16 protein-coding genes are annotated in these 16,087 nt (G+C 62.1%); 15 read left to right on the top strand and 1 reads right to left on the bottom strand.

What is annotated here, in order from left to right; genetic code table 11:
* The first annotated feature begins 25 nt into the window (after positions 1–25).
* The 13 genes from tsaB to EOA78_RS14270 all read left to right on the top strand — a co-directional run bounded on the left by tsaB (position 26) and on the right by EOA78_RS14270 (position 13,266).
* Entirely contained in the window at positions 26–730 is a 705-nt protein-coding gene (tsaB, locus tag EOA78_RS14330) for a tRNA (adenosine(37)-N6)-threonylcarbamoyltransferase complex dimerization subunit type 1 TsaB (RefSeq protein ID WP_127315697.1), read from the top strand.
* The gene (gene rimI / locus EOA78_RS14325) at positions 730–1,224 is read left to right on the top strand and encodes a ribosomal protein S18-alanine N-acetyltransferase (RefSeq protein WP_127315696.1); all 495 of its coding nucleotides are present in this window, start codon (positions 730–732) and stop codon (positions 1,222–1,224) included. Before tsaB ends, rimI begins: the two co-directional genes overlap by 1 nt.
* An 87-nt stretch (positions 1,225–1,311) precedes the next feature.
* Entirely contained in the window at positions 1,312–2,112 is an 801-nt protein-coding gene (locus EOA78_RS14320) for a 1-acyl-sn-glycerol-3-phosphate acyltransferase (protein WP_127315695.1), read from the top strand.
* A gap of 111 nt (positions 2,113–2,223) precedes the next feature.
* Positions 2,224–3,633, top strand: a complete 1,410-nt coding sequence (miaB, locus tag EOA78_RS14315) for a tRNA (N6-isopentenyl adenosine(37)-C2)-methylthiotransferase MiaB (protein WP_127315694.1) — start codon at positions 2,224–2,226, stop codon at positions 3,631–3,633.
* A gap of 26 nt (positions 3,634–3,659) precedes the next feature.
* Entirely contained in the window at positions 3,660–4,709 is a 1,050-nt protein-coding gene (locus EOA78_RS14310; protein WP_127315693.1) for a PhoH family protein, read from the top strand.
* Between the two features lie 12 nt (positions 4,710–4,721).
* A complete protein-coding gene (ybeY, locus tag EOA78_RS14305; RefSeq protein WP_127315692.1) occupies positions 4,722–5,228 on the top strand; it encodes an rRNA maturation RNase YbeY in 507 nt (168 codons plus the stop codon).
* Between the two features lie 27 nt (positions 5,229–5,255).
* On the top strand, positions 5,256–6,329 hold the full coding sequence (locus EOA78_RS14300; protein ID WP_127315691.1) for a hemolysin family protein: 1,074 nt from the start codon (positions 5,256–5,258) through the stop codon (positions 6,327–6,329).
* Positions 6,330–6,660: 331 nt separating this feature from the next.
* Complete coding sequence (locus EOA78_RS14295) at positions 6,661–7,491, top strand: alpha/beta hydrolase (protein WP_127315690.1); 831 nt, start codon at positions 6,661–6,663, stop codon at positions 7,489–7,491.
* Positions 7,492–7,772: 281 nt separating this feature from the next.
* A complete protein-coding gene (locus tag EOA78_RS14290) occupies positions 7,773–8,252 on the top strand; it encodes a hypothetical protein (protein WP_206533441.1) in 480 nt (159 codons plus the stop codon).
* Positions 8,253–8,761: 509 nt separating this feature from the next.
* A complete protein-coding gene (gene lnt / locus EOA78_RS14285) occupies positions 8,762–10,354 on the top strand; it encodes an apolipoprotein N-acyltransferase (RefSeq protein WP_127315688.1) in 1,593 nt (530 codons plus the stop codon).
* 136 nt (positions 10,355–10,490) lie between these two features.
* Positions 10,491–10,910 (top strand): helix-turn-helix transcriptional regulator, encoded by a 420-nt coding sequence (locus tag EOA78_RS14280; RefSeq protein ID WP_127315687.1) that lies wholly within the window; start codon positions 10,491–10,493, stop codon positions 10,908–10,910.
* A gap of 353 nt (positions 10,911–11,263) precedes the next feature.
* Positions 11,264–12,553: a methionine adenosyltransferase gene (gene metK / locus EOA78_RS14275; protein ID WP_127315686.1), complete on the top strand. Its 1,290-nt coding sequence runs from the start codon at positions 11,264–11,266 to the stop codon at positions 12,551–12,553.
* 11 nt (positions 12,554–12,564) lie between these two features.
* The gene (locus tag EOA78_RS14270; RefSeq protein WP_127315685.1) at positions 12,565–13,266 is read left to right on the top strand and encodes a tRNA (guanosine(46)-N(7))-methyltransferase TrmB; all 702 of its coding nucleotides are present in this window, start codon (positions 12,565–12,567) and stop codon (positions 13,264–13,266) included.
* A 75-nt stretch (positions 13,267–13,341) separates the two neighbouring features.
* Here EOA78_RS14270 and EOA78_RS14265 read toward each other — a convergent pair whose 3' ends face one another.
* Entirely contained in the window at positions 13,342–13,506 is a 165-nt protein-coding gene (locus EOA78_RS14265) for a hypothetical protein (protein WP_127315684.1), read from the bottom strand.
* 287 nt (positions 13,507–13,793) lie between these two features.
* Here EOA78_RS14265 and rimP point away from each other — a divergent pair, with 287 nt between their 5' ends.
* Both rimP and nusA read left to right on the top strand, forming a co-directional pair.
* Positions 13,794–14,438: a ribosome maturation factor RimP gene (rimP, locus tag EOA78_RS14260; protein ID WP_127315683.1), complete on the top strand. Its 645-nt coding sequence runs from the start codon at positions 13,794–13,796 to the stop codon at positions 14,436–14,438.
* 48 nt (positions 14,439–14,486) lie between these two features.
* Positions 14,487–16,082: a transcription termination factor NusA gene (gene nusA, locus EOA78_RS14255; RefSeq protein WP_029356954.1), complete on the top strand. Its 1,596-nt coding sequence runs from the start codon at positions 14,487–14,489 to the stop codon at positions 16,080–16,082.
* The last annotated feature ends 5 nt before the right edge of the window (positions 16,083–16,087 follow it).

Here is a 16,087-nt window from a genome sequence, read left to right as displayed (position 1 = left end):
AGCGGGTCCTCCAACCGGCCGCCTTATGAAATTGCTTGCCATCGACTGTGCCGCCAATCTTTGCGCCGCTTGCGTCTACGACACTGCGGCCGGCAAAGAGCTTGGCCGTTCGGTGCTCGATCTCGGCAAGGGCCATGCCGAGCATCTGATGGCAGTCATCGATGGGGCCCTGAAAGCCGCCGGAACCGATTATGCCGGCCTCGGCGCCATCGCTGTCTCCACCGGCCCCGGCTCCTTCACCGGCCTGCGCGTTGGCGTGTCGGCAGCGCGCGGACTGGCGCTGGCACTGAAAATCCCGGCGATCGGGGTGACGACGCTGGAAGCCCTGGCGACGGAGGCGGAAGCGGCATTCCCCGGCCGCGCCGTGTTGGCGGCACTCGACGCCGGACGCGAGGAAATCCACGCGGCATTTTACGACGAGGGGCCGGTTCTGCGCTATGGTCCGGCGGTGACCACGCTTTCGCAAGCCGTCGCCATGGTGGTTGACGGTTCTCCGGTTCTTGCCGGCACGGCGGCAACGCAGGTCGCCGCGTCGGCGGGCCGCACCTTCGACATCGGCTCGACAAGTGCCACGGCCGACATCGCCGTCTATGCCCGGCTGGCTGCCGCCCAAGGTGCCGGCAAAAAGGCTGAAGGCGAAAAGCCGAAACCGCTCTATCTGCGCGGCGCCGACGCCAAGCCGCAGGCCGGCTTTATCCTGTCCAGGAAGAAAGCCGGGAAGAAAAACTGATGCGCATTCCTTTCCTCCAGCCGCGCCGCAGGGACTTTGCGCTCGAGCAGCTGACGATTGCCGACAGCGCGGCCATGTCGGTGCTGCATCGCGAGGATTTCGCTCGGCCGTGGACCGACGACGAATTCGCCGCACTGCTCGAGCAGGACACGGTGTTCGGCTATGCCGCGCGCGAGACCGGACAGGGTGCCAAGCCGCCGGTCGGCTTCGTCCTGGCGCGCCTGGCTGCCGGTGAAGGCGAGATCCTGACTGTCGCGGTGGCGCGCTCCCATCGCCGCCAGGGGCTCGGCTGGCAATTGATGGATGCCGTTCTGCGCGAACTGCACGCGCAACGCGCCGAGGCGCTTTTCCTCGAGGTCGACGAGACCAACGTCGCCGCGATCGCGCTCTACCGGCGGCTGGGATTCCGCGAGGTCGGCAAGCGTGCCAACTATTACAGGTCGCCCGAGCATGGCCCGACCGGCGCGCTTGTCATGCGCCGCGATCTTCGCTAGCGCAGATTCAAAATTGCCAGAGCGTACGATGTGCGTCCAATTGGACGCACACCGCTCTGGCCATACGTGGGCAGGGCCTGGAGCAAAATGATCGGAAAAATCAGGATTTTCCTGGCGCTGGGCCTCGTTGTCGTCGGCTCGTTGATTCTCGTGCCGTTGCAGATCCTGTCGATGAAGACCGGGCTCTGGCGCGAGACTTTCATCCTGAAGATCTGGCACCGGCTCATCATCCGGGCGCTGGGCATGCGCATCCATGTCAAGGGGTCGCTGTCCAGCCAACGCCCGTTATTGGTTGCGTCGAATCACATCTCCTGGACCGACATCATGGTGCTGGGGTCGATGGCCGACGTGACGTTCATCGCCAGGGCCGACATGGCCGGCTGGCCGTTGATAGGCATGTTGTCGAAGCTGCAGCGTACCGTCTTCATCGAGCGCGAGCGCAAGCGTTCGTCGGGCGACCAGGCGAGCGAGATCGCCAACCGCATGGCCAAGGGCGACGCCATGGTGCTGTTTGCCGAAGGTTCGACCAGCGACGGCAACATGATCCTGCCGTTCAAGAGCACGCTGTTCGGCGCCGCCTCGATGGCGATTTCGGAAGGGGCGGCCGAAAAGGTCTTCATCCAGCCGGTGGCGATCGTCTATACGCGCCTGCATGGCGTGCCGCTCGGCCGCAGGCACCGTCCGATTGCCGCCTGGATCGGTGACGAGGATTTGATGCCGCATCTCAAGGTTCTGATGGCAGAGGGCGGGCTCGATGTCGAAGTCCATTTTGGCAAGCCGGTCGCTTTTTCCAAGGGCTCCAACCGCAAGGAAACGGCAAGGCTGATGGAAAGTCAGGTGCGTGATATGGTGCAGGCGGCGCTCGCAGATCCGCGCCCGAGCCGGTAAGCCGGAATAGGCTCACGTACTCCGTCGTTCTTTGTGCGTCCAAGAGGATACGCGGCGCTGTAGAGCAGAATCGTCTGTTTTTTGTCTGGAAAAGACGTTAGAAGCCGCCGGATGGAACTGAATACGATAGAACGGGACGACATCGAAAGTGCGGCCGAAAGTGCGATCGTACCATCTGCCGCGAGCAGGAAGGTCTTCGTCAAGACCTATGGCTGCCAGATGAACGTCTACGATTCGCAGCGGATGACCGACGCGCTGGCCGCCGATGGTTATGTGGCGACGGATGCCATCGGCGAGGCTGATCTGGTGCTGCTCAACACCTGCCATATCCGCGAGAAGGCGGCCGAAAAGGTCTATTCCGAACTCGGCCGCATTCGTGAGATGAAGGCCGAACGGGCTCATGCCGGCCGCGAGATGCTAATCGGTGTCGCCGGCTGCGTGGCGCAGGCGGAGGGGGCCGAGATCATCCGCCGCTCGCCGGCCGTCGATCTGGTCATCGGCCCGCAGACCTATCATCGGCTTCCCGACGTGCTGGCACGGGCGCGCGGCGGCGAAAAGATCGTCGAGACCGACTACGCCATCGAGGACAAGTTCGAGCATCTGCCGCAGCCGAAGCGCGCCGAGATCATCAGGCGCGGCGTCACCGCGTTCCTGACCGTGCAGGAGGGCTGCGACAAGTTCTGCACCTTCTGCGTCGTGCCTTATACCAGAGGCTCGGAAGTGTCGCGGCCGGTGGCGCAGATCGTCGCCGAGGCCGAGCGGCTGGCTCAAGCCGGCGTGCGCGAGGTGACGCTGCTTGGCCAAAACGTCAATGCCTGGCATGGCGAGGGAGAAAACGGCGAGGAATGGGGTCTTGGCCGCCTGCTGTTCCGGCTGGCCGAGATTCCCGGGCTGGCGCGGTTGCGCTACACCACCAGCCATCCGCGCGACATGGACGACGAACTGATCGCCGCCCATCGTGACTTGCCGGCGCTGATGCCCTATCTGCATTTGCCTGTGCAATCCGGCTCCGACCGCATCCTCAAGGCGATGAACCGCAGGCATACGGCAAAGGATTATCTGACGCTGCTCGACCGGATCCGCGCCGCACGGAGCGATATCGCGCTTTCAGGCGACTTCATTGTCGGCTTTCCCGGCGAGACGGATGCGGATTTCGAGGCGACAATGGACCTTGTCCGCCAGGTGAACTATGCCTCGGCCTTCTCGTTCAAATATTCGCCGCGCCCTGGCACGCCGGGCGCGGAAATGGCCGATCATGTGCCGGAAGCCGTCAAGGACGCGCGCCTGCAGCGACTGCAGGCGCTGCTGCTGAAGCAGCAGCAGGATTTCGGCGCGAGCCTGGTCGGCAGCACCATCGACACGCTGATCGAGAAGCCGGGCCGCCAGGCTGGCCAGAAGGTCGGCCGCTCGCCGTGGCTGCAGCCGGTTATTGTTGATGAAAAGTCCGGCGAAATCGGCGAGATTATCCAGGTACGAATCACGAAGACGGGTTACAACAGCCTGTTCGCCGAATTGGCCTGAAGGTCTCGGCAGATGAGGAGAGACGGTTGAGCGCTGCGGAAGTGAAGAACCTGCCCCAGAACGTACCATCGGGGGCTTCGGATATGGCGCACATCGTTCTGACTTTCGACAACAACAAGCTTGCCAGCGCCCTTTATGGCCAGTTCGACGAGAATCTGGCCAGGCTCGAGCAGAAGCTTGGCGTCGATATCCGCTCGCGAGGCAACCAACTGACCATCAAGGGATCCGCCTCGGCCGCCGAGCAGGCGCGCCGCGCCCTGGACAATCTCTACGGCATTCTCCAGAAAGGCGCTGACATCGGCCAGTCGGACGTCGACGGCGCCGTGCGCATGGCGATCGCCGCCGACGACCAGCTGACGCTGCCGACGCTGGAGCGCAAGGGCAAGGTGTCAGCCGCCCAGATATCGACGCGCAAGAAGACGATCTATGCCCGTTCGCTCAACCAGGACGCCTATATGCGCGCCCTGGAGCGGTCCGAACTCGTCTTCGGCATCGGCCCGGCTGGCACGGGAAAAACCTTCCTGGCGGTGGCGCATGCGGCGATGCTGCTCGAACGTGGCATGGTCGAGCGCATCGTGCTGTCGCGGCCGGCCGTCGAGGCCGGCGAGCGGCTCGGCTTCCTGCCCGGCGACATGAAGGAGAAGGTCGATCCCTATCTGCGGCCGCTCTATGACGCGCTTTACGAGATGATGCCGGCCGACAAGGTCGAGCGGGCGATAGCCGCCGAGGTGATCGAGATCGCGCCGCTGGCCTTCATGCGCGGCCGCACGCTGGCGCACTCCGCCGTCATCCTCGACGAGGCGCAGAACACCACGCCGATGCAGATGAAGATGTTCCTGACCCGCCTCGGCGAGAACTCTCGCATGATCGTCACCGGCGATCCGACCCAGATCGATCTGCCGCAAAACACCAAGTCCGGTCTGGTCGAGGCGCTCAGGATCCTCGACGGCGTCACCGGCATGGTGACGGTGCGCTTCAACGAAGGCGACGTCGTCAGGCATCCGCTGGTCGCCGAGATCGTGAAGGCATACGACCGCGACGGCAAGCTGGCCCGGGGCCTGGGCGCCGAAGGCTGAAGATGCGGCCTTATGGCTGAGGACAGAAAGTCTGTAGGCGGGGATCTTCCGGTTCCCGTCGACATCGATATAGCGCTCGAAGCCGGCGACTGGCCGGAAGAGGCTGAGCTGACGCGGCTGGTCCATCGCGCCGTTGCCGCTGCGTTTGCCGAAATCGGCGTAGCCGGCCGTTCCGAACTCAGCATCGTCTTTTCTGTCGATGCCAATATCCGGAGCCTCAATGCCGGCTGGCGCGGCAAGGACAAACCGACCAACGTCCTGTCTTTCCCGGCTTTTCCGCTCACAGCGGGCGGCCCGCTGCCGCCGATGCTGGGCGACATCGTGCTGGCCGCCGAGACGGTTGCGCGGGAAGCCGCACTGGAAGACAAGCCTGTCGACAACCATATCATCCATCTCGTCATCCACGGCCTGCTGCATTTGCTAGGCTACGATCACGAGACCGACGCCGAGGCCGAGGAAATGGAAGCCATCGAACGCGCAGCACTTGCGAGGCTTGCCATTCCCGATCCCTACGCGTAACTAAAAAGATCAAATGACCGGACGACGATGAACGACAAACCAGAGACTGCCGCCCGCCCAGACGCCGGCAGTGCGACCAAGCCATCCGAACAGACGGAAGAGGGCTCGAGTCCGAGTACCATCACCGGCAGCTTCGCCAGCGAGCCATCGCCTGCCGGTCCTTCCCTGTTCGATCGCGTGCTCGGCCTGTTCAGGCAACGCAACGGCACCAGCCTGCGCGAGGAGATCGCCGACGCGCTTGCCGAAACGGCGAGCGATGCCGGCGCCTTTTCGCCCGGCGAACGGGCCATGCTCAACAACATCCTGCGCCTGCGCGAGGTGCGCGTCGAGGACGTCATGGTGCCGCGCGCCGACATCGAGGCGGTCGAGATCACGACGAACCTGGGCGATCTTCTGGGGCTGTTCGAGCAGTCTGGCCATTCCCGCATGCCGGTCTATTCGGAGACGCTCGACGACCCGCGCGGCATGGTCCACATCCGCGACGTGCTCGCGCACATCACCAAGATCGCCCGCGTCAGGAAGGGCAGGACGACCAGGAAAACCGCCGCCGCCACGCTTCTCGATCTCGCCAAGGTCGATCTCACGCGCACCATCGGCGACCTGACCCTGATCCGCCCGGTGCTTTTCGTGCCGCCGTCGATGCTCGCCTCCGATCTCATGGGGCGGATGCAGGCGATGCGGACCCAGATGGCGCTGGTCATCGACGAGTATGGCGGCACCGACGGTCTGGTGTCGCTCGAGGACATCGTCGAGATGGTGGTCGGCGACATCGAGGACGAGCATGACGAGGACGAGCCGATGATCACCCAGACCGGCGAGGGCGTGTTCGTCGTCGACGGCAAGGCCGAGATCGACGATGTCGCCAAGATGATCGGCGAGGATTTCGCCGCCGGCGAGCATGGCGAATATGTCGACACGATCGGCGGCATGATCTTCAACACGCTTGGCAGGGTTCCGGCCCGCGGCGAAGTGGTGCAGGCCATCCCTGGCTTTGAATTCCATGTGCTCGACGCCGATCCGCGCCGCGTCAAGCGCGTGCGCATCGTCGAGACCCCGAAAGGCGAGCGCCGCCGGCGCGCCGTCCGCGCCGAGCAGGCGTGAGCGGGTTCCGCAAAAGTGTCTCGCGGTTTTGGGACAAGAACCTGCGACGAGAAAACCTGAAGCACCGCCGCCCGATGACGGTCGACGATCCGTTCAAGCTCTCAACAACGGTATAGGACGCTCGATCCTGAGGGTCACGTCTGGCCTTCCTCCCAGACCGTACGCACCATTCCACGCGAGGAGGCCGAGCGGCTGGTGCGATCTACGGATCGAAGGCTGGCACCGTTAGCATCTCCGTCTCAATCTCAGCGATGGATGGTAGGTGGTCTCGAACTATATGGTTCCGAACCAATTCATCTGGACGCTGTCCTGAATACTGGGAGAATATCTGATGCCGTGGAAACTCGATGAGACCGTCGAAACATCCGCGGGCGCTGTGGCAGCGGGTCGATCTGGCAACGGGCCTGCGCTCGTGCTGGCCCATGGCTGGCCGTGGTCTTCGTTCTCATGGCATCGGATTATTCCAGACCTTGCAAGGCGCTATCGTGTCCACTGGTACGATATGCCCGGATACGGGCGATCCGACAAAGCCGCGGAGCAGCGCACCTCACTCGATGTGCAAGGAAAGGTATTCGCCGAGATGCTTGCGCACTGGCACCTTGAGCGGCCCATGGTCGTTGCCCATGATTTCGGCGGAGCGACGACGCTACGGGCGCATTTGCTGCATGGCTGCGACTTCGAGCGGTATGTTCTGATGAATGTCGTCGCCATGCGCCCGTGGGGATCGGAGTTCTTCGATCACGTCGGTCGTCATGTGGATGTCTTTCTGGGCCTGCCGCCGCACATCCACAGAGCGGTCGTGGAGGCCTATATCAAGGGGGCCATCGTCAATGACATCGATTCGGGTGATTTCGAGAAGCTTGTCGAGCCGTGGCTTGCCGAGGAGGGACGAGGAAGCTTCTATCGGCAATTCGCGCAAGCCGACGAAAAGTACACCGCCGAAGTCGAGCAGGTGTTCGGGAATATCAGGTGTCCGGTAAAGATAATCTGGGGCAAGGACGATCCATGGATCCCGCTGGAGCGAGGCAAAGCGCTTCATGCGCTGATCCCGCGGGCGTCGTTCGAAACACTGCCTGGCGTCGGTCACTTGCCTCAGCTCGAAGCCCCGGCCCTCGTTCTGGAGCGGCTGAACGCATTTCTGTCGCGCGACGGCGAAGACTGATGGATGTATTGGAAGGGCGAAGAGTTTTCCCTCGCTGGCCTGGTAACAGCTATTCGGCTTCAAGCCACATGAGCGTGGTTGTCAGAATCCGGATGTTCCCATCTCGATTGGCTCCCGACCAGCCGGAGAAGCCCGCTTCGCGCAGCTTTCGATATTCAAGATTGTAATCGGGCATCAGCGCATGGTCTTCGATTCCGCGAACTTCCGTTACGGTGGAAAGCGGAAATAAATATCTGCGGAAGAAGTTCTGTTGGCTGATTGGCGGCGGGTTAAGGCGGAAAATGTTTCTTGCGTCGCTAGACTGGTGGCATCCCATCCGGCTTTGTTTCTATGGATTTGTGGCGGCGGTGCTCCTCGGGGCGCTCTACTGCGTGGCTCCCTTCGGCGGTGATCCTCACCTTCGGATTTTCAGAGGCCTCTTGGCAATGTATGCAGCGTTCCTCTGCTCCATCGCCATATTCATCCCGAGCCTGCGAAAGCAAGACGAAGCAGCCTACGGCCACTTGATTTCGCGGACCGCACGAATTCGTGGCTTCGATGGGCGGAAGGCGCTCTCTTTCGAAAGAACCTGGTTTGCCGTAACCGCCTTTTTCGCCGGGCTGTCATTCCTGGTCCCGCTGTATGCCCTGTCCAAAGCTGTGTTGAGTTGGTCCGAGCTTGGCTGGCGCGATGTGGTCGGCTCCACATCCGGCATGCTGGTTGGGCTGGTTGTCCTGTGCGACTTTCATTTCCTGCTGCGGAGACGGTTAGGCAACAGGTGAACGTCTTGCGCGAGCCCGTCTTCGTCCGCAACGGGTGGAAAAACTGGCCCTTCAAGTCATCGGTGTCGCCATCTTGAATGCCTTCAGGGTTTAGGGGAGGTTAAGCCGATGATAAAGTTGGATACTCCGTTCGCTCTTATGCTGGAGATGCACGCCGTGGTCTTAGGCGTTCCAGTGCTTATTCTGCTGGCATCAGCCGCAATCGTTGCGTTGATACGCCCTTGGCGCTGTTCTTCATCGGTCGGCCTGGCTTGCAAACTGGCTTCAGGAGTTGGCATCATGGCTGTGGGAGTTGTGCTCGCATGGGGAGCATTTCTTGTCGGCTTTGGCACGCTGATAGGGCATCCACGCTATCGTTCTCACTTCGTCTGTGAACCCTGCTTTTGAGTCCGCAAAGGGTCGATTGCCGAAGATTCAACCCGGCACGCCGGCTGAAGCGGTGGCCGTTTGGAGCGTGGACCGCAGCCTGATAAATCTTGCTCGGTGATTCGCACGACTCGGAAGAATTTATGAAGCGCCTGGCCGGCCGGATAATTCTGCTGTGGGGTTGGCGCCGCGCGCTTGTGGCGTTTCTTGCTGGCGCGCTGGCGGTTCTTGCCCAGGCGCCTTACGATTTCTTTGCCGTCTGTTTTATTTCATTTCCGCTGCTGGTCTGGCTCCTCGACGGCGCGACCGGCGAAGCCTCCGATGGCTGGTTCTGGCGTTTGCGGCCGGCTTTCGCCATCGGCTGGTGGTTCGGCTTCGGCTATTTTCTCGCCGGCCTGTGGTGGATCGGCTCGGCACTTCTGGTCGAGGCCGACAGTTTCGCCTGGGCGCTTCCCTTCGCAGTGGTTGGAATTCCGCTGGCGCTCGCCTTTTTCTACGGCTTCGCAACAGCGGTTGCCCGGCTGCTGTGGAGCAACGACATCGGCCGCATCGCTGCCCTTGCCTTCGGTTTTGGCCTGGCGGAATGGCTGCGCGATTTTCTGTTCACCGGGTTCCCGTGGAATGCCGTCGGCTACGCGGCGATGCCGGTGCCTTTGCTTATGCAGAGCGTGTCGGTGACCGGCATGGTCGGCATGAACGCGCTGGCGGTCTTCGTCTTTGCATTGCCGGCCCTGCTTGCGGCGCGCCGGCATGTCCGCCTGGGAGCTGCACTGCTTGCCGTTCTCGTCGCGGCCCATGTCGGCTTCGGCTATATCCGGCTTGCTATTCCCGAGAAACCGGCGGAGCGCAGCCTCGAGGTCCGCATCGTGCAGCCGGCTGTCGACCTCAGCGAGAAGTGGGACGCTTCGGTGCCCGACCGGATCTTCGCTACGCTGATGGGGCTTTCGGCCAAGGCGCCGGAGGCCGGCCATGACAAGCCGCAATTGATCCTGTGGCCGGAAACCTCCGTGCCGTTTTTTTTCGCCGAACGTCCCGATGCGCTGACCGCGCTGGGAGAGATGCTTGACGACGGCCAGATGCTGATCGCCGGCGTCGTCCGGGAGGAGGGCGGCTCGGCGGCAGATGCCGACAGGCGGTACTACAATTCGGTGGTGGCGATCGACGACAAGGGCGAAATCGCAGATGCTGTCGACAAGGTTCATCTGGTGCCCTTTGGCGAGTATCTGCCTTTTGCCGACCTGCTTGGCCGCTTCGGGCTCAAACAGCTCGTCGCCGGGCCGACGACCTACGCGGCCGGCAATGAGCGGCATCCGATCGCGCTGTCCGGCGGCATCCGCGTGCTTCCGTTCATTTGCTATGAAGTCATCTTTCCCGATCTGGTGGCGATTGACGCTACGTCAGCCGAGCTTATTGTGAATGTCACGAACGACGCGTGGTTCGGTGACACGCCGGGTCCGTACCAGCATTTCAGGCAGGCGCAGATTCGTGCTGTGGAGAACGGGGTGCCCTTGTTGCGCGCAGCCAATAACGGCATCTCCGCTGTCGTCGATCCGCGCGGGCGCATCCTCGACGCGCTGGCGATCGACGCACGCGGAGCCATCGATGTACATGTGCCGATTTCCGATCAAGCCATCGCTTCTTCCCGCCAAAGACGCATCAACGGACTGATGATCTTGTTGCTGTTTGCCCTGGCCGCTTTCACATCGAATGTAAGGCAAAAGCTACGGGCGAATTGACAGTCGACACATTAGAAACTCATACTGTAACGGCCTGAAATTTCTCGAAGTCGGTACGTCTTTGTGTTGGGCACCGGCCGCCGGCTTCGTTTGGGCAGAAAAACACAAAAAGCCGGAAAAATTCGGCGAGGAAAAAATGGCAGAAGAAAACAAGAAGAAGCCGAATCCTATCGACATCCATGTCGGAAGTCGCATCAGGCTTCGTCGCAATATGTTGGGAATGAGTCAGGAGAAGCTGGGCGAGAACCTCGGAATAACTTTTCAGCAGATACAGAAATACGAAAAGGGGACCAATCGCGTTGGTGCCAGCCGTTTGCAGGCAATCGCCTCGATACTCGGCGTTCCTGTCGCTTTCTTTTTCGAGGACGCGCCGGGCCAGGAGACCGTGGGCAACCGCGGATTTGCGGAGGATACCTCAATGGCTTTTGCCGTCGAATTCTGCGGCAGTCCTGAAGGTCTTCAACTCAACCGGGCCTTCGTCAAGATCGGCGACGTGAAGATACGCCGCAAGATCATCGAGCTTGTGAAGGCCCTTTCCACCGACGAAGTGGATTGATTGGGCCGATTGATTTGGCCATTGAAAACCCGAAATGGCGAGGCCGTCATAGCGGGGCAGGCAATCCTCGCGATCTCGCGCACCGTGTAACTTACATCCCATAGGCATGCCGGAGAGCGGATCGATTTTGCTCGACACCCATGCTCAAAGTCTTTTTCATCAACGTGCTGAAGCTAAGCAACGTGTTGGAGCTAAGCGCGCTTGCGGCATCCTGCCGGCGGTCACAGTGGTCAAGATAATAGCGCGATTTTCATACCAGAATGGCCGCGCCGCTTGACGAGCGCCGCCCGGCACAGCTAACACGTGGCGCGCCAATCGGCAGCGTGCCGACATTTTTTCAAGAGGGGACACCCGTGACGCGGCAAAACTATCTATTCACCTCGGAATCCGTTGCCGAGGGTCATCCCGACAAGGTCTGCGACCGTATCTCCGACGAGATCGTCGATCTGGTCTATCGCGAGGCCAGAAAGACCGGCATGGACCCCTGGAAGGTCCGCGTCGCCTGTGAGACGCTGGCGACCACGAATCGCGTCGTCATCGCCGGCGAGGTCCGCGTCCCCGAGACCCTGCTCAAGAAGGACAAGGCCGGCAACATCCTGATGGATGCCGCCGGTCATCCGCTCGTCAATCCGGCGAAGTTCAAGTCGGCCGCCCGCAAGGCGATCCGCGAAATCGGCTATGAACAGGCCGGTTTCCACTGGAAGACAGCAAAGATCGAGGTTCTGCTGCACGGCCAGTCGCCGGATATAGGGCAAGGCGTCGACAACGCCTCCGACCGGCAAGGCGAGGAAGGCGCCGGCGACCAGGGCATTATGTTCGGCTATGCCTGCCGCGAAACGCCGGATCTGATGCCGGCGCCGATCTACTACAGCCACAAGATCCTCGAATTGCTGGCCGCCGCGCGCCATGAGGGCAACGGCGATGCCGGCCGGCTCGGGCCGGACGCCAAGAGCCAGGTGACCGTCCGTTATATCGACGGCAAGGCGGCGGAAGTGACGCAAATCGTGCTGTCCACCCAGCATCTCGATGCCAGCTGGGATTCGAAGAAGGTCCGCAACGTCGTCGAACCCTATATTCGCGAGGCGCTCGGCGAGTTGAAGATCGCCGACAGCTGCAACTGGTACATAAACCCGACGGGCAAGTTCGTCATCGGCGGGCCAGACGGCGACGCCGGCCTGACCGGGCGCAAGATCATCGTGGACACTTACGGCGGTGCTGCGCCCCATGGCGGCGGTGCTTTTTCCGGCAAGGACACCACCAAAGTCGACCGTTCCGCAGCCTATGCGGCACGCTATCTCGCCAAGAATGTGGTGGCGGCCAAGCTCGCCGATCGCTGCACCATCCAGCTTTCCTATGCCATTGGCATCGCCCAGCCGCTGTCGGTCTATGTCGACCTGCACGGCACCGGCAAGGTCGATGAGGCAAAGCTCGAGCAGGCGCTGCGCACCGTGATGGACCTGTCGCCGTCCGGCATCCGCCGCCACCTCGATCTCAACAAGCCGATCTACGCGAAGACGTCGTCCTATGGCCATTTCGGCCGCAAGGCCGGCCGTGACGGGTCCTTCTCCTGGGAAAAGACCGACCTCGCCAAGGCGCTCAAGGATGCTCTCGCCGAAGCGCCCACCGAAGCAGTCGCGGCCTAGCCGCGGCGTCCATGGATCCGAAAGTCCGGCCAAGCCGTGCGACCGAAGCATTTTTCGGTCGCCGGCGCGGCAAGACCATCCGTCCGCAGCAGGCGGCGGCACTGGAAAGCGGCTTCAGCACCTACCGGCTCGATCTGACGGCCGGACCGCCGGCCGAATTGCGCAGCCTGTTCGAAGCCGATGTCTGCGCCATTCATCTCGAAATTGGTTTCGGCGGCGGCGAGCACCTGCTGCATCGGGCGACGGCGGCTCCTGAAACCGGTTTTGTCGGCGTCGAACCTTTCGTCAACGGCATGGCCAAGATGATGATGGCCGTCAGGGAACGGCCGCTTGCCAATCTTCGCGTCTATGACGACGACGCCACGCGCCTGCTCGACTGGCTCCCGCAAGCCTCGCTCGACGGCATCGACCTTCTCTATCCCGATCCCTGGCCGAAGAAGAAACACCGGAAGCGACGCTTCGTCAGTCCGGTCAATCTCGACCGTTTCGCGCGCGTCCTGAAGTCAGGCGGAAAGTTCCGCTTTGCTTCCGATATCGATAGCTATGTGAACTGGACGCTGCTGCATTGCCGGGTACATGATGCGTTTGCGTGGCAGGCTGAAGAGGCCGCCGACTGGCATCGGCCCTATGAGGGTTGGCCGGGTACGCGCTACGAGGCGAAGGCCATTCGCGAAGGCCGTCGGCCGGCCTATCTCACCTTCGTCCGGAGATAGTCCTACTCAGCAGCGCGCGTCGCGCGCTTTGCCGTCGACGAGGACCAAAGATATCCTCGCCCTGAGCCGCCGGCCTTAGAAGCGACCGATCTTGTTGAAGGCGGCCGGATCCATGCCGAGATTGCGCAAATCGTGCGCCCGCGGCTTGCGGCCGGCTTCGACGGCTTGCGAAGCGGCGACTGCGCTGCCGAACACGGTGAAGAAATCGCCGATGGCCGAGAAAACCCTGCGGTTGGTCATTATTATGCCCTTTCGCCTGCTGCGATGCGCGATTGAATTTGTGCAGCGCAACATAGATAGGTGCGTATTGCCCGATATCACAGGGAGGCTGCCGCATGGCCGCCATGCGCCCTGTGCAACGCTGCCGCTTCCGGCACTTTTCGCCCGGTCCTGCACGCGGACTTGAAACGACGGCGGCGATCGTCTATATCATGCTCAAGTTCTTGGTCGGTATGGCGAAGAGTGGGTCCACCCGGTCCCGCTCTTTTTTATTACCTTCCGCCCACCAATAAAGCGACAGAAGTAGAATGACGGCAACGGTACCCGACAGCGACGACCGCATCATCCGCGAAAGCGGCATCGATGCGCGCATCGCGCTGATCGTGCAGCCGGTGCTGCGTGCCATCGGCTTCCGCCTTGTCAGGGTGCATTTGACGGGCCAGAACGGGCTGACGCTGCAGATCATGGCCGAACGCGAGGACGGCACCATGACCGTCGAGGATTGCGAAGAGGTCAGCCGGGCAGTATCGCCGGCGCTCGACGTCGATGATCCCATCGAAAAGGCATATCATCTCGAAGTTTCGTCGCCGGGTATCGACCGGCCGCTGGTCCGCAAGTCGGATTTCGCGACCTGGACGGGTCATTTGGTGAAGATGGAAACCTCGGTCCTTGTCGCCGACCGCAAGCGCTTCAAGGGCAAGATCGCCGAGAGCGACGCGGACGGTGTGCTGATCGAGCGCGACAAGGCGGCCTATGGCGAAGAGCCGACGGTGCGTGTGCCCTACGATGCGATTGCCGAGGCACGGCTGATCCTGACCGATGACCTTATCCGCGACGCGCTGTCGAAAGACAACAGGGCGCGCAAGGAAGCCAAGAAGCGCCGCGGCGAACCCGAAGACGCGCCAGAGGGCGCAGAAGCGGGCGCGGAAGATGAAACCGAACAGGAAATGTGATTGGGCTGCCGGGCGCAAAGGCTCGGCAACAAGCTCGGGAGAAAAACGATGGTTGTAAGCGCTAACAGGCTTGAACTGCTGCAGATCGCCGACGCGGTCGCGCGTGAAAAGTCGATCGACAAGTCGATCGTCATCGCCGCCATGGCGGATGCGATCCAGAAGGCTGCGCGCTCGCGCTATGGCCAGGAAACCAACATCCGTGCCGACATCAATCCGAATACCGGCGAGATGAAGCTGCAGCGGCTGATGGAAGTGGTCGAGAAAGTCGACGACTATGCGACGCAGATCGCCATTTCCTCCGCGCGCGAGCGCAATCCCGACGCCCAGCTCGGCGACTTCATTGCCGAACAGCTGCCGCCGATGGATTTCGGCCGCATCGCCGCCCAGTCGGCCAAGCAGGTCATCGTGCAGAAGGTGCGCGAGGCCGAGCGCGACCGCCAGTATGACGAGTACAAGGACCGCATCGGCGAGATCGTCAACGGCACCGTCAAGCGCGTCGAATACGGCAACGTCATCGTCGATCTCGGCCGCGGCGAGGCGATCATCCGCCGCGACGAGCTGATCCCGCGCGAGAACTACAAATATGGCGATCGCGTCCGCGCCTATGTCTATGACGTGCGCCGCGAGCAGCGCGGTCCGCAGATATTCCTGTCGCGCACCCATCCGCAGTTCATGGCGAAGCTGTTCACCATGGAAGTGCCGGAAATCTACGACGGCATCATCGAGATCAAGTCGGTCGCTCGCGATCCGGGTTCGCGCGCCAAGATCGCCGTCATCTCGCGTGACAGTTCCATCGATCCTGTCGGCGCCTGCGTCGGCATGCGCGGCAGCCGCGTTCAGGCGGTGGTCGGCGAATTGCAGGGCGAGAAGATCGACATCATTCCGTGGTCGCCTTCGGCTGCTTCCTTCATCGTCAACGCGCTGCAACCAGCGGAAGTCGCCAAGGTCGTGCTTGACGAGGATGCCGAACGCATCGAAGTCGTGGTGCCGGACGACCAGCTGTCGCTGGCCATCGGCCGCCGTGGTCAGAACGTCCGGCTCGCCTCGCAGCTCACCGGCTGGGATATCGATATCCTGACCGAGCAGGAAGAGAGCGAGCGCCGCCAGAAGGAGTTCGTCGAACGCTCGGCGCTGTTCATGGATGCGCTCAACGTCGACGAGATGGTCGGCCAGGTGCTTGCCTCCGAAGGCTTTACCAGCGTCGAGGAAGTCGCCTATGTCGATGCCGACGAGATCGCGTCGATCGACGGCTTCGACGAGGACACCGCCTCGGAAATCCAGGCCCGCGCCCGCGAGTATCTGGAGAAGATCGAAGCCGAGCATGACGAGAAGCGCAAGGCGCTGGGCGTCAAGGACGAGTTGCGTGAGATTCCTGGCGTGACCACCGCCATGATGGTGACGCTCGGCGAGGACGGCGTGAAGACGATCGAGGATTTCGCCGGCTATGCGGCCGATGACCTGACCGGCTGGAAAGAACGCAAGGACGGCGAGACGAAGGTGTTCCCCGGCGTGCTCGCCAGTCACGGCGTGTCGCGCGCCGATGCTGAGCAGATGGTTCTGGCCGCCCGCCTCAAGGCAGGCTGGATCACCGAAGACGAGCTTGCAGCCGAAGACGTACCGGCTGACGAAGCCGTTGGTGCGTGAGGTGA

Source organism: Mesorhizobium sp. M5C.F.Cr.IN.023.01.1.1 (assembly GCF_003997585.1).
GTDB classification, from domain to species: Bacteria; Pseudomonadota; Alphaproteobacteria; order Rhizobiales; family Rhizobiaceae; genus Mesorhizobium; species Mesorhizobium wenxiniae.
Note: the sequence above shows the minus strand (reverse complement) of the source record. Positions and strands in the feature narration are given on the sequence as shown.

What these genes read in the sequence shown, in the direction of transcription:
- tsaB (WP_127315697.1), top strand. Translation starts at nt 26, where the DNA reads ATGAAATTGCTTGCCATCGACTGTGCCGCCAATCTTTGCGCCGCTTGC.
- rimI (WP_127315696.1), top strand. Translation starts at nt 730, where the DNA reads ATGCGCATTCCTTTCCTCCAGCCGCGCCGCAGGGACTTTGCGCTCGAG.
- EOA78_RS14320 (WP_127315695.1), top strand. Translation starts at nt 1,312, where the DNA reads ATGATCGGAAAAATCAGGATTTTCCTGGCGCTGGGCCTCGTTGTCGTC.
- miaB (WP_127315694.1), top strand. Translation starts at nt 2,224, where the DNA reads ATGGAACTGAATACGATAGAACGGGACGACATCGAAAGTGCGGCCGAA.
- ybeY (WP_127315692.1), top strand. Translation starts at nt 4,722, where the DNA reads ATGGCTGAGGACAGAAAGTCTGTAGGCGGGGATCTTCCGGTTCCCGTC.
- EOA78_RS14300 (WP_127315691.1), top strand. Translation starts at nt 5,256, where the DNA reads ATGAACGACAAACCAGAGACTGCCGCCCGCCCAGACGCCGGCAGTGCG.
- EOA78_RS14295 (WP_127315690.1), top strand. Translation starts at nt 6,661, where the DNA reads ATGCCGTGGAAACTCGATGAGACCGTCGAAACATCCGCGGGCGCTGTG.
- EOA78_RS14290 (WP_206533441.1), top strand. Translation starts at nt 7,773, where the DNA reads ATGTTTCTTGCGTCGCTAGACTGGTGGCATCCCATCCGGCTTTGTTTC.
- lnt (WP_127315688.1), top strand. Translation starts at nt 8,762, where the DNA reads ATGAAGCGCCTGGCCGGCCGGATAATTCTGCTGTGGGGTTGGCGCCGC.
- EOA78_RS14280 (WP_127315687.1), top strand. Translation starts at nt 10,491, where the DNA reads ATGGCAGAAGAAAACAAGAAGAAGCCGAATCCTATCGACATCCATGTC.
- EOA78_RS14270 (WP_127315685.1), top strand. Translation starts at nt 12,565, where the DNA reads ATGGATCCGAAAGTCCGGCCAAGCCGTGCGACCGAAGCATTTTTCGGT.
- EOA78_RS14265 (WP_127315684.1), bottom strand. Translation starts at nt 13,506, where the DNA reads ATGACCAACCGCAGGGTTTTCTCGGCCATCGGCGATTTCTTCACCGTG.
- rimP (WP_127315683.1), top strand. Translation starts at nt 13,794, where the DNA reads ATGACGGCAACGGTACCCGACAGCGACGACCGCATCATCCGCGAAAGC.
- nusA (WP_029356954.1), top strand. Translation starts at nt 14,487, where the DNA reads ATGGTTGTAAGCGCTAACAGGCTTGAACTGCTGCAGATCGCCGACGCG.